This is a genomic window from Paracoccus mutanolyticus, from assembly GCF_003285265.1.
Taxonomy (GTDB): domain Bacteria; phylum Pseudomonadota; class Alphaproteobacteria; order Rhodobacterales; family Rhodobacteraceae; genus Paracoccus; species Paracoccus yeei.
Window position 1 is genome coordinate 269,937 of sequence record NZ_CP030239.1, and the last position, 11,945, is coordinate 281,881.

General features: G+C 68.9%; 10 protein-coding genes and 3 pseudogenes. 8 read left to right on the forward strand and 5 right to left on the reverse strand.

The features are described from left to right. Positions 1 to 46 precede the first annotated feature (46 nt). The 5 genes and pseudogenes from hydA (at position 47) to DPM13_RS01695 (ending at position 5,261) form a co-directional block, all read left to right on the forward strand. On the forward strand, positions 47 to 1,501 hold the full coding sequence (gene hydA / locus DPM13_RS01675) for a dihydropyrimidinase (protein ID WP_112887326.1): 1,455 nt from the start codon (positions 47 to 49) through the stop codon (positions 1,499 to 1,501). A gap of 3 nt (positions 1,502 to 1,504) precedes the next feature. Further along, entirely contained in the window at positions 1,505 to 2,278 is a 774-nt protein-coding gene (locus tag DPM13_RS01680; RefSeq protein ID WP_112887327.1) for an ABC transporter ATP-binding protein, read from the forward strand. Positions 2,279 to 2,446: 168 nt separating this feature from the next. Beyond that, positions 2,447 to 3,310, forward strand: a complete 864-nt coding sequence (locus DPM13_RS01685; protein ID WP_112888673.1) for an ABC transporter permease — start codon at positions 2,447 to 2,449, stop codon at positions 3,308 to 3,310. Then, a complete protein-coding gene (locus DPM13_RS01690) occupies positions 3,307 to 4,236 on the forward strand; it encodes an ABC transporter permease (protein ID WP_223252278.1) in 930 nt (309 codons plus the stop codon). The genes DPM13_RS01685 and DPM13_RS01690 overlap by 4 nt, the downstream gene beginning before the upstream one ends. Before the next feature lie 36 nt (positions 4,237 to 4,272). Next, positions 4,273 to 5,261, forward strand: a pseudogene (locus tag DPM13_RS01695) (ABC transporter substrate-binding protein). Between the two features lie 805 nt (positions 5,262 to 6,066). On the opposite strand, the gene DPM13_RS01700 reads toward DPM13_RS01695, so the two are convergent. Further along, positions 6,067 to 6,411, reverse strand: coding sequence for an arsenate reductase family protein (locus DPM13_RS01700; RefSeq protein WP_223252279.1), 345 nt, complete (start codon positions 6,409 to 6,411; stop codon positions 6,067 to 6,069). A gap of 26 nt (positions 6,412 to 6,437) precedes the next feature. Then, on the reverse strand, positions 6,438 to 7,730 hold the full coding sequence (locus DPM13_RS01705) for a DUF3422 family protein (RefSeq protein WP_080620567.1): 1,293 nt from the start codon (positions 7,728 to 7,730) through the stop codon (positions 6,438 to 6,440). Between the two features lie 154 nt (positions 7,731 to 7,884). On the opposite strand from DPM13_RS01705, the gene DPM13_RS01710 reads away from it, so the two are divergent. Both DPM13_RS01710 and DPM13_RS01715 read left to right on the forward strand, forming a co-directional pair. After that, on the forward strand, positions 7,885 to 8,394 hold the full coding sequence (locus DPM13_RS01710) for a L,D-transpeptidase family protein (protein ID WP_028717693.1): 510 nt from the start codon (positions 7,885 to 7,887) through the stop codon (positions 8,392 to 8,394). A 156-nt stretch (positions 8,395 to 8,550) separates the two neighbouring features. Next, a complete protein-coding gene (locus tag DPM13_RS01715) occupies positions 8,551 to 8,820 on the forward strand; it encodes a hypothetical protein (RefSeq protein ID WP_028717694.1) in 270 nt (89 codons plus the stop codon). Positions 8,821 to 8,980: 160 nt separating this feature from the next. On the opposite strand, the pseudogene DPM13_RS26475 reads toward DPM13_RS01715, so the two are convergent. Then, positions 8,981 to 10,370 (reverse strand): annotated as a pseudogene (locus DPM13_RS26475) (NAD(P)(+) transhydrogenase (Re/Si-specific) subunit beta). Between the two features lie 287 nt (positions 10,371 to 10,657). Further along, positions 10,658 to 10,945: a response regulator gene (locus tag DPM13_RS20355; RefSeq protein ID WP_189654810.1), complete on the reverse strand. Its 288-nt coding sequence runs from the start codon at positions 10,943 to 10,945 to the stop codon at positions 10,658 to 10,660. A gap of 68 nt (positions 10,946 to 11,013) precedes the next feature. On the opposite strand from DPM13_RS20355, the gene DPM13_RS20360 reads away from it, so the two are divergent. Then, positions 11,014 to 11,205: a hypothetical protein gene (locus DPM13_RS20360; RefSeq protein WP_189654811.1), complete on the forward strand. Its 192-nt coding sequence runs from the start codon at positions 11,014 to 11,016 to the stop codon at positions 11,203 to 11,205. Here the strand turns inward: DPM13_RS20360 and DPM13_RS01740 are convergent. Continuing rightward, a pseudogene (locus tag DPM13_RS01740) lies at positions 11,118 to 11,843 on the reverse strand (FAD-dependent oxidoreductase); the annotation flags it as partial. The gene DPM13_RS20360 and the pseudogene DPM13_RS01740 overlap by 88 nt on opposite strands. Positions 11,844 to 11,945: the final 102 nt, after the last annotated feature.

Genomic DNA, 11,945 nt, shown 5'->3' on the forward strand with positions numbered 1-11,945 from the left:
GCCCAAGGGGCGCCGGAATGTTTGGACAGCAAGGAAGGAGCGAGCGATGGGCAGCACGGTCATCAGGGGCGGCACGGTGGTCACGGCGGATCTGACCTACAAGGCCGACGTTCTGGTCGAGGACGGGCGCATCGCCGCCATCGGCGAGGGGCTGGCGGGCGACCGGGTTCTGGACGCCAGCGGCTGCTATGTGATGCCCGGCGGGATCGACCCGCACACCCATCTGGAGATGCCCTTCATGGGCACCTATTCGGCCGACGATTTCGAGAGCGGCACGCGCGCCGCCCTGGCCGGCGGCACCACGATGGTGGTGGACTTTGCCCTGCCCTCGCCCGGCCAGGGGCTGATGGATGCGCTGAAGGTCTGGGACAACAAGACCGCGCGGGCGCATTGCGACTACAGCTTCCACATGGCGGTGACCTGGTGGGACCAGCAGGTGTTCGACGAGATGGCCGAGGTGGTCGGCCGCGGCATCACCAGCTTCAAGCACTTCATGGCCTACAAGGGCGCGCTGATGGTGAACGACGACGAGATGTTCGCCAGTTTCCGCCGCGTGGGCGACCTGGGCGGCGTGGCGCTGGTCCATGCCGAGAACGGCGACGTGGTGGCCGAGCTTTCGGCGCGCCTGCTGGCCGAGGGCAATGTCGGCCCCGAGGGGCATGCCTATTCCCGCCCGCCGCAGGTCGAGGGCGAGGCCACCAACCGCGCCATCATGATCGCCGACATGGCGGGCGTGCCGCTGTATGTCGTCCATACCTCGTGCGAAGACAGCCACGAGGCGATCCGCCGCGCCCGGGCGGCGGGCAAGCGGGTCTGGGGCGAGCCCCTGATCCAGCATCTGGTGCTGGACGAAAGCGAATATTTCCACCGCGACTGGGACCATGCCGCGCGGCGCGTGATGTCGCCGCCCTTCCGCGACAAGCGGCATCAGGACAGCCTGTGGGCCGGGCTGCAATCGGGCAGCCTGAGTTGCGTGGCGACCGACCACTGCGCCTTCACCACCCAGCAGAAACGCAATGGAATCGGGGACTTCACCAAGATCCCGAATGGGACCGGGGGGCTTGAGGACCGGATGCCGGTGTTGTGGACGCAGGGCGTCGGGACCGGGCGGCTGACGCCGAACGAATTCGTCGCCGTGACCTCGACCAACATCGCCAAGATCCTGAACATGTATCCCCGCAAGGGCGCCGTGCTGGTCGGCAGCGACGCGGACCTGGTGGTCTGGGACCCCGAGGCGGAGAAGGTCATCAGCGCAGGAACGCAGCAGTCCTCTATTGATTACAACGTGTTCGAGGGCATATCTGTCAAAGGCCTGCCGCGATTCACGCTAAGCCGGGGCGTCGTCGCCGTGACCGAGGGCAAGGTGGACAGCCACGAGGGGCATGGCGCATTCGTCGCGCGCGAGCCTCGGCCCGCCGTGAACCGGGCGCTTTCCGCCTGGAAGGACCTGACCGCGCCGCGCCCCGTCGCCCGCGGTGCGATCCCTGTCAGCGGGGTCTGACGCGTGGCAGCCGTCGAGGCACGGGGCGTCAGCCTGACATTCCAGACCGCCGACGGCCCGGTCCACGCGCTGAAGGACGTGACCCTGACCATCGGCAAGGGTGATTTCGTCAGCTTCATCGGGCCGTCGGGCTGCGGCAAGACCACCTTCCTGCGCGCGATGGCGGCGCTGGAACAGCCCACCGCCGGGCGGCTGAGCGTCAACGGCATGACCCCGGACGAGGCGCGGCGCCGGCGCGCCTATGGCTATGTGTTCCAGGCACCCGGCCTTTATCCGTGGCGCACGATTTCTGGAAACATCGCGCTGCCACTTGAGGTCATGGGATTTTCCAAGGCCGAGCGCGCCTCTCGGATCGCCCGGGTGCTGGAGTTGGTCGAACTGTCGGGCTTTGCCGGCAAATATCCCTGGCAGCTGTCGGGGGGCATGCAGCAGCGCGCCAGCATCGCGCGCGCCCTGGCCTTCGACGCCGAGATCCTGCTGATGGACGAGCCCTTCGGCGCGCTGGACGAGATCGTGCGCGACCGGCTGAACGAGGCGCTTCTGGCGCTGTGGCGAAAGACCGGCAAGACCATCGGCTTCGTCACCCACTCGATCCCCGAGGCGGTCTATCTGTCGACCCGAATCGTGGTCATGAGCCCGCGCCCCGGACGCATCACGCGGGTCATCGAAAGCACCCTGCCGCGCGACAGGCCGCTGGACATCCGCGACACGCCCGAATTCATCCGCATCGCCCATGAGGTGCGCGAGGGTCTGCGCGAGGGGCACGGCCATGACTGAAACGCCCTGCCCCGAGGATGCAGCGCGCGTACACAGGGCGTACACCGTTCGTCAACCGTTCCCGTGCCACTCTGTCCGGGACGGCGAATCGCCGGGGCCAGCATGGGGGGCGACATGACCGGGGCGGCGGGAACGGCATGGGCGGGGGGCGGCGCGGTGGCGCGCGGCCTGCGCGGCATCCTGCCCGTTCTGGCGGTCCTGTCGGCGATCCTGGCGCTGTGGTACGGCGCCGCCGTCGTGCTGAACGGTCCCTGGGCGCGGGACCAGGCGGCGCGGGCGGGCCAGACGCTGACGCTGCCGGACCTGGTGGCCGCGACCATGGCGCAGGAGCGTCCGGTGCTGCCCGCGCCGCATCAGGTGGCGCGGGGGCTGTGGGACGGAATCGCGGGGCAGAAGATCACCTCGAAACGCAGCCTTGTCTGGCACGGCTGGATCACCCTGTCGGCGACTCTGGCGGGCTTCGTGGCGGGTGCGCTGGCCGGCGTCCTGCTGGCGGTGGGAATCGTGCACAGCCGGGTCATGGACCTGTCGCTGATGCCCTGGGCCATCGCCAGCCAGACCGTGCCGATCCTGGCCATCGCGCCCATGGTGATCGTGGTTTTTGCCAGCCTCGGGATCACGGGGCTGGTGCCCAAGGCCATGATCTCGGCCTGGCTGAGCTTTTTTCCGGTGCTGGTCGGCATGGTCCGGGGCCTGCGCTCGCCCGACCGGATGCAGCTGGACCTGATGCACAGCTGGAGCGCCTCGGGCGCGCAGGTGTTCTGGCGGCTGCGGCTGCCCTCGGCCCTGCCCTGGCTGTTCGCCAGCCTCAAGGTCGCGGTGGCGGCGGCGCTGGTCGGTACCATCGTGGGCGAATTGCCGGCGGGGGCGACGGCGGGGCTTGGGGCGCGGCTGCTGTCGGGAAGCTACTATGGCCAGACCATCCAGATCTGGGCGGCGCTGTTCGCGGCCGCGGGGCTTGCCGCCCTGCTGGTCGCGGCGATCGGGGTGGCCGAGCGGGTCACGCTGAATCGCATGGGGCTGGCGCGATGACAGAGCCCCTGCGCGCATCCCGCCATCTGCCGGGCATGTTGACGGTCGCGGGCCTTGCCCTGGCGGTGCTGGTCGCCGGTGGCCTGCTGCTGCCCGGGTCGGCCCCGCTGCTGGCCGTCTGGCTGGCGGGCTGGGCGGTGAACGCCTGGCTCGCGCGCCACGACAACGGCCTCAGCCGGGCGGCGATCCCGCTGATCTTTGGCGCGACCCTGCTGGCCGTGTGGGAGCTGGCCTGCGCGACCTTCGCCATTCCCGCCGTCATCCTGCCCGCCCCCGGCGCCATCGGCGCGGCCTTTGCCGCCAACCTGCCGCTGCTTTGGGGCGATTTCGTCCAGACCACCCTGCGTGGCGCTTTGACGGGCTGGCTGATCGGCGCGGGCCTTGCGGTGCTGACCGCCATCGCCATCGACCGCAGCCCGTTTCTGCAGCGCGGGCTGCTGCCCATCGGGAATTTCGTCGCCGCCCTGCCCATCGTCGGCATCGCGCCGATCCTGGTCATGTGGTTCGGGTTCGACTGGCAGTCCAAGGCGGCCGTCGTGGTGGTCATGGTGTTCTTCCCGATCCTGGTGAACATGGTCGCGGGGCTGGCGGCGACCGACGCGCTGGCGCGCGACCAGATCGCGACCTGGGGGGCGGGCTATGCGCAGGCGCTGGCCAAGCTGCGGCTGCCCGCCGCCATGCCCTTCCTGTTCAACGGGCTGAAGATCACCACCACGCTGGCGCTGATCGGGGCCATCGTGGCCGAGTTCTTCGGCAGCCCGACGCGGGGCATGGGGTTTCGCATCTCGACCGCCGTGGGGCAGCTGGACATGGCGCTGGTCTGGGCCGAAATTCTGCTGGCCGCCCTGGCCGGGACCGCCTTCTATGGCATTGTCGCGCTGATCGAACGCCGGGTGACCTTCTGGCATCCCGCGCAGCGCGGCTGAACAGGGGGCGAACCCCGAAACGACAGGAGAGGACGCATGAAACGGATCTTGGGGATGGCGGGGGCGCTGGCGCTGCTGGCCGGGATGGCGCAGGCGCAGGACGCGCTGCCGCTGACCGTGCAGCTGAAATGGGTCACGCAGGCCCAGTTCGGCGGCTATTACGTCGCCAAGGACAAGGGCTTTTACGAGAAGGAGGGGCTTGACGTGACGATCAAGCCGGGCGGTCCCGACATTGCCCCGGTGCAGGTCCTGGCCGGGGGCGGCGCGGATGTGGTCGTCGAATGGATGCCCGCCGCCCTGGCCGCGCGCGAAAAGGGGCTGCCCATCGTCAACATCGCCCAGCCCTTCAAGCGCTCGGGCATGATGCTGACCTGCCGCAAGGAAACCGGCATCGCCTCGCCCGCCGATTTCAGGGGACGGACGCTGGGCGTGTGGTTTTCGGGCAACGAATACCCGTTCCTCAGCTGGATGAACCGGCTGGGGCTGAAGACCGACGGCGGCCCCGAGGGGGTGACGGTGCTGAAGCAGGGCTTCAACGTCGATCCGCTGCTGCAGAAGCAGGCCGACTGCATCAGCACCATGACCTATAACGAATACGGCCAGGTGCTGGACGCAGGGCTGAAGCCCGAGGACCTGGTGACCTTCAAATACGAGGATCAGGGCGTCGCCACGCTGGAGGACGGGCTGTACGTCCTGGAGCCCACGCTGAAGGACGAGGACAAGGTGACGGCGCTGGTGCGCTTCGTGCGCGCCACGATGAAGGCTTCGACTATGCCGCGGCGCATCCCGACGAGGCCGCGGCGATCGTGCTGGAGAACGACGAGACCGGCGCCCAGACCGAGGCGCACCAGCTGCGCATGGCCGAAGAGGTGGCAAAGCTGACCGAGGGCTCGACCGGGGTGCTGGATGCGGCGGATTACCAGCGCACGGTGGACACGCTGCTGTCCGGCGGCTCGGACCCGGTCATCACCAGGGCACCCGAGGGGGCCTATGTGACGGTCATCACCGACCGCGCCTTTGACTGAGGCCGGTCGCCTCCGGCGGGGGTATTGGGAACCGGTGAAGGGCGGGGTTATCGCCTGGGGCTCGGGGCGGATGCGCTGGGCGGCGTGTCGGGGGTGTGCGTCGGGCCCCGTCCCGCTTCGTGCGTTCCCGGGCCGAGGGGCCCCGCCGTGGGGCGATGCCGCGTGGCATGCGTTGCGCTTCGCGTCCCCGGGTCGCGAAGGGGGTCTTTGGGCCCGCGTTCCGGAGGCGAGCGGAGGTGGTCGGCTTTGGCGGACGGGCTCGCCGGGCAAGCAGGCTGGCGGGGTTGCGAGATGGCAGGCGTTGGAGGTTGGCGGGCTCCTGGGCTCTTGGCTGGGTTGCGGGCATGGAGGCTTGCAGGCGTTACAGGCTGACACGCATTGCAGGTTTGCGGGCTCTCAGGCTCTGACAGGCTGGCGTGCTGACAGGCGGGCAGATCGCGCGCGTGGTCGCGGGTGTCGCAAGCCGCAGCCTGCACTGCCAAGGCCTTGGTCGGCGATACCTTGGGACCGCCCAAGGCAGCTCCGTGGCCGGTGCTGCCGGAGCATGAGGGATTGTCGCCGGCTGGGCAGTGCGGTGGCTCTGGCGGGCCTCGATGTGGCAGTTGGCGTTTGGACCGGCTGGACCATTGCCCTGGCCTGAGTTTTTTCGGTGAAGCCCGCGTCGCACCAGTGCCGTTCGCTCGGCGGCGCCGGCCCTTCCGAAAGTCTTGCCGCCCGACGTCGACGCGCGCCTTGGCCAGGCGTGCCGGGCGCAACCGGCCATGCCCACCCCGCGGCCTGCGGCACCCGCCGCCCGGAACCAGCCTCAGGCGGGCACACCGAGGGCGCGCTTGACGTTGGCCGTCCAGCCCAGCAGGCGATTGTCGCCCTGCACGATGGCGGGGCGCTTCATCAGCGAGGGCTTGGCCATGAGCATGTCGAGGGGGGCGGCCGCGCGCTCGGCCTCGGACATGCCCCGCCAGGTCAGGCTGGCGCGGTTCACCAGCTTGTCGCCGAACTCGGCGATCATGCCGGTCCATTCGGCGGCCGAGAGCGGCTCTTTCGCGACGTCGCGAAAGGCCACGGTCCAGCCCGCCTCCTGCAATGCGGCCATCGCCTTGTAGCAGGTCGAGCAATGCCCGAGCCCCAGCATCTGCAACGTCTTCGTCATGCGTCCTTCCTTTCCAGCGGCCCCGGTCAGTGGGCCAGGTGCAGCCCGGCCTTGATGCGGCGCATGGCCAGCCAGACGCCGATCACGACCAGGGGGGTCAGCGCGGCGACCATCACCGCCTTGTCCAGCCCGGCCGCATGGGCCAGGGGGTAAAGCGCATAGCCCAGAAGGCCCACCGCGTAATAGCTGATCGCCACCACCGACAGCCCCTCGACCGTGTGCTGCAGGCGCAGCTGCAACTCGGCCCGGCGGTCCATGCGCTCCATCAGCTCCTGGTTCTGGGCGCCGCGCCAGACATCGACGCGGGTGCGCAGCAATTCGCCGGCGCGCTCGGCCCGGTCCAGCATGGTGACCAGCCGCTTTTCGGCCGACTTCGCGGTGCGCATGGCGGGATGATAGCGCCGGGCCATGAATTCGGTCAGCATCTGCCCGCCCAGGAAGCGCGTCTCGCGCAGCGAGGCGACGCGGTCCATCACGATCGCCTCGTAGGCGGCGGTGGCGCCGAAACGGAAATTGTGCCGGGCCGCCGCGCTTTCCAGCCGGGCCGAGACCGACAGCAGGTCGTGCAGCACCGCCTCGGCCGGGCGGTCGTCCTCGGCCATGCCCTGGACGATGTCGCTCAGCAGAGGGTCCAGCGCGTTCAGCTGATGGGTCAGGTCGCGCGCCCGTCCCAGGCCCAGCATGGACATGGCGCGGTAGGTTTCCAGGTCCAGCAGCCGCTGCACGATACGCCCGATCCGGCCGCTGCCGGTGCCGGGCCGGACAAAGACCGCAAAGCGCATCCAGCCCGCCGGGTCGATGCGGAAATCGCCCGCGACCACCGCCGACTGGTCCAGCACCCAGACCGAGGCCAGGCTGTCAGCCGCGAACCATTCCTCGAGCCGGGGCAGGATCGCGCGCGGATCGTCGGGCAGGTGGTCGACGTGGATCATCACCGCCGCCAGCCGCTTGCCCGGGGCGCGGGCCTGCCAGTCGGCGGGAAAGACCTCGCCAACCGCCGGGTCGAAGGCCCGGGGCGGCAGTCCGCGCGAAAAGGCGGCATAGGTCACGAATTCGGTGTGGCTTTCCCAGCGCAGCTTGCAGCGGCCCAGGCGCGCGGCGTAATGGCCCGCCTGCGGGTCCGGCCGGGGCGCGCCGTTCCGGGCGCAAAGCTCGGCCAGGTGCTCGACATCGCGCAGCCGGTCGCGGTTGGCCGCGTCGTTCGGTTCCTTGACCGCCAGGAACACGGCCGTGCAGGGCGCCTCCAGCCGGGGCGAGGGCCGGGCGTGCAGTTCGTGCACCAGTTCATAGCGCAGGGGGTGGTCGATGTCGTCCTTCATGAGCGCATGATTAGCAGGCCGCGTGCGCCCGGCAAGCCGGCATTTGGGTGGGGCGCCATCGCGGTTCAGGATTTCGTGAACGCCGCGACATTGCCCGCGGGGCGTGCTGCGGGCAGAATGGCGCAAAAAGCACGGAACCCGGGGGCAGAGGATTATGGGACGCTGGCTTGCCAGAATGATCGTCGTGGGGCTGGTCGCGGCCCTTGCCGCCTGCGGCCCCAGCAAGTTCAAGACCTACAACGGCCCGCCCGTGACGCAGGTCGTGGTCAGCAAGCACGACCGCAAGATGTATCTGCTCAGCGGGAATCGCGCGCTGAAGGTCTATGACGTGGGCCTGGGCACCTTCCCGACCGGGCACAAGCAGTTCGAGGGCGATGGCCGCACACCCGAGGGGCTTTACTATATCGACCGGCGCAACCCGAACAGCCGCTATCATCTGTCGCTGGGCGTGTCCTATCCCAATGCCGCCGACACGGCGCGCGCCGCCGCCCTGGGCCAAAGCGCGGGCAGCGACATCTTCATCCATGGTCAGGGCCCCGAGGGGCGGGTGCTGGCCCAGCAGCGCCGCGACTGGACCGTGGGCTGCATCGCCGTCACCGACGACGAGGTCGAGGACATCTATGCCATGGTGCGCGACGGAACCCCGATCCTGATCGCGCCCTGACCGCCCCTCCCCCTTGCCTGCACGACCCGGGCCGCGCCGAAAGGACGCGGCCCTTTTCCGTCCGCCCCCTGCCCGACCTGTTCAAAAGGGCAGATGGCGCGAACCCTAGGCGCGCATTACCTAATAGGACAAATCGGAGAATGCGCACTGAGAGCCATGTACTTGCCCCCAGTCATCCATGAAGACCTGATCGATTCGGTCGAGACCCAGGGCTATGTTCCGGGGCACATCGAATCCGTGATGCGTTTCGGTCCCAAGTCGCGCTGGCGTGCCGGCGCCATCGTCGACAGCGCGACCGAACGTTCGCAGGCCGTAGCGACCCGCTGCGCCCTGCTGATCCCCCGCCGGGGACGACGCACGCGCAAGCTGGCGCTGCACCCGGCCCTGCCCGCCGATGTCATCAAATCCATGCTCCAGGCTCTTTGACCACCACACATCGGCGACAAGGTAAAGGCGGGCCCCGCGGGGCCCGCCTTAATCGTTGCAGGGGAACGGATCCCCGCGCTTTCACCGTTTTCCAAATACCCCCGCCGGAGGCACCGGCCGCCGCAAGCGACAAGGCCGGGGTGCTCCCCCGGCCCCGCCGTCACTCGATCATGGGCAGCAGCGCATCCAGCGACTTCTTGGCGTCGCCATAGAACATGCGGGTGTTTTCCTTGTAGAACAGCGGGTTCTCGATCCCGGAATAGCCGGTGCCCTGGCCGCGCTTGCTGACGAACACCTGCTTGGCCTTCCAGACCTCCAGCACCGGCATGCCGCGCCATGGGGGTGTCCGCCGCCTCGACGGTGCCGACATGGGCGCCGTCGCGCATGACGGTGATGCGGTCGGCGATGCGCTTGATCTCGTCCATGCAGGACGACGGGGATTTCGGCGTCCTTGGCCTCGGCCAGCACGTCCTCCCATCCGGTGGCGACGACCGGGGCGATCAGGATGGCGTCGACCCCCTGCGCGATGAAGCCGCGCACGGCCTTGATCTGGTTTTCCTGTTTCTGCTGGGCATCGGCGACCGCCATGCGATGCCCGGCACGATGATGAAGTCGCAGCGCAGGATATCGTCCGGATTGCTCTTGCGGGCCGAGGCTACGGCACATTCACCATCGCGGGGCCGGCGTCTGCCTCAAGTCGCCAGGATCACGCGCCGAAAGCGCGGGTCGCGCCGGTCATAGATGGACATGGGTTCAGCCCTTTCTGCCGCTGGCCACGGCGACGATGGCGATGATGATGATCCCCGTCGACAGCAGCCGCACCCCGGCCCCCAGCCCGTAGGAGTTCAGCATCGAGACGATCAGATACATGAACAGCGCGCCCGCCCAGATGCCGGGCACGTTGGAATTCCCCCCCGCGATGGACGAGCCGCCGATCACCGTGACGGCGATGGACATCAGCAGGAAGGCGGCCAGCAGCGACAGGGCCGCCGCGCCCGCGTTCAGCATGTGCCCGCCCGGCAGCTTCTTCGGCTTGCCGTCGATCTTGCCGGCGAGCTTGCCGAAGGCCACGATCGAGCCGGTGAAGGTCACGGCGCCGATGAAGATCCCCAGCGCGACCTCGACCTTCAGCATGGCGATCTCGGCCGGGGTCTTGTGGGCCAGCACGGCGGCGAAGCCGTGGAAATAGGCCTCGGCGTCCAGCGCGCGGGCGCGCAGCACCCGCGACAGTTCGAACTGGGCGTTGAAGCCGATCAGCACGGCGGCCAGGCCCACCAGCGAATGCATGGCGGCGACCAGCTGCGGCATTTCCGTCATCTGCACGCGCTTGGCCACGACCCAGCCGATGGCGCCGCCGACGGCCAGCATCAGCAGGCTGATGCCCCAGTTGCCATAGCCCGGCCCGATCAGCGTGGCGACGACGGCCAGGCCATGGCACTGTTGCCGTACCGGCCCGCGCGCTTGGCGCTTACCTGGCCCGAGATCCCGCCCAGGGTGAGGATGAAAAGGACGGCCGCGACGACATTCCGCTTGTTTAAACCGTTTTCCATCGCGCTCTCCTTCCGTTCCGCAACAAGGCACAGCATACGGCTCGTGACCTGGAAGCCGCCGTAGACGAGGACGCCCGCCGATGAGCACCGACAGCGCCGCCAGCAGGACGCAGCCGCGACCGCGCCGCGGCCTCGAAGGCGCGCAGCGTGGCAAGCGGGGGAAGGGCAGGGGGATCCGTCACGCGATGCGCCTCTTCCAGATGAATGAAATTCACCTGAACGGCCGAGGAGACGTTTGTCAATCCGCCAGGAGACCGGCGAACGCGGCGACATTGCCGACCAACAGCTCAGGATGGCGCCCACGACCAGCAGCGTGAACAGGGATTCGTCCGAGCAAGGCCCGACCTCGGCAGCTCAGCGAAATCCTCGGCCGACGCGCCTTGGGCTGTTCCTTGAAGGTTGACGTCCAGGATGGCGCCATCAAGATGCGTCCCCGACAGGATCAGCACGATCGCCTTCTCGACGGATGGCACCGGGCCTATGACGGTGGCGCCGCGCTCTGCCAGCCCCTGTCGAAGATCGGTCGCGATGATGTCGCAGAAGCGCGGCCGAAGCTCGGAAGCGCTGCCCGCCATGGCTGCCGCTGCGGTTGCAACTCAGGAAGAACACGCCGTTCTCGGTCGCGCGGGTATAGGCGCGGTGGATGAACAGCGCCTCGTCGGATACCGGCACGTCCTGCCCGCCGAACGCCGCCCCAGACCGAGGTGACGATACGGCGCGCGGCCTGGCCCGCCACAACCCCAGGATGGTGATGACGATGTCCATCTCGGGTGCGAGTTCGCGGAACTTCGCCAGCTGCGCCTCGCGGAACTCGGGGGACGAGGGCGCGGCATAGCCATGTGGTCGCGGTGGGCAAAGACGTGTCGCCCGAACGGATCGGCGAACGCGGCGCCCTGGACTTCAACATGCTCCATCCCGGTGCAGCACCGTCACGGCATGGCCGCGCCGGCCCAGATCCAGCGCCATCGCCAGCCCGACGGGGCCCGCGCCGACGATCACCACCGGCGCCCGGTCCTGCGGCACCGCCGGCGCCGACGTGGCGCCGATTTCCTTGTAGACGGGAATCCCCGCGATATTGGCCATGATCTCCTCCCCTTCCCCGTCGGATCCAGCCCTGCAACTGCGACGGCGGGCCATTGTCCCGGATCCGTCGCGCCGCGCGCAGCGTCCCCGCGTCTGCGCCGGCCGAAATGGCTGATCAGGGTCTGGCCGCGACCGCATCTGGGCGATCTCGGCCAGCTCGGGCGGGCGGACCTTGACCACCACGTCCACGTCATTGATCAGCGCGGCGGCGGTCGGCGCGACGGTCACGCCGGCCGCCTGATAGGCGGCATCCGAAAAGCCCGCGCGCACCCCGGCGCCGGATTCGACAAAGACCTCGTGACCCAGCTTCTTCAGATGGGCCGCAGAGGATGGGGTAACCGCGACACGGGCCTCCCCCTCGTAACTCTCTTTCAAAGCGCCGATCTTCACGAGGGCACCTCCCCTGTTAGCGTCTCAACCGGGACTCCATAGCACCGCGCAACAATCTTTCACAAGGGCGTGACGGGGCGCGTTCGCCGCAAAAAACGACGC

Excerpts from the sequence above, each read along its gene's own strand:
- DPM13_RS01710 (WP_028717693.1), top strand. The coding sequence starts at position 7,885 with ATGGGACGCTGGCTTGCCAGAATGATCGTCGTGGGGCTGGTCGCGGCC.
- DPM13_RS01705 (WP_080620567.1), bottom strand. The coding sequence starts at position 7,730 with ATGAAGGACGACATCGACCACCCCCTGCGCTATGAACTGGTGCACGAA.
- DPM13_RS01700 (WP_223252279.1), bottom strand. The coding sequence starts at position 6,411 with ATGACGAAGACGTTGCAGATGCTGGGGCTCGGGCATTGCTCGACCTGC.
- hydA (WP_112887326.1), top strand. The coding sequence starts at position 47 with ATGGGCAGCACGGTCATCAGGGGCGGCACGGTGGTCACGGCGGATCTG.
- DPM13_RS20355 (WP_189654810.1), bottom strand. The coding sequence starts at position 10,945 with ATGGCGGGCAGCGCTTCCGAGCTTCGGCCGCGCTTCTGCGACATCATC.
- DPM13_RS01715 (WP_028717694.1), top strand. The coding sequence starts at position 8,551 with ATGTACTTGCCCCCAGTCATCCATGAAGACCTGATCGATTCGGTCGAG.
- DPM13_RS20360 (WP_189654811.1), top strand. The coding sequence starts at position 11,014 with ATGAACAGCGCCTCGTCGGATACCGGCACGTCCTGCCCGCCGAACGCC.
- DPM13_RS01690 (WP_223252278.1), top strand. The coding sequence starts at position 3,307 with ATGACAGAGCCCCTGCGCGCATCCCGCCATCTGCCGGGCATGTTGACG.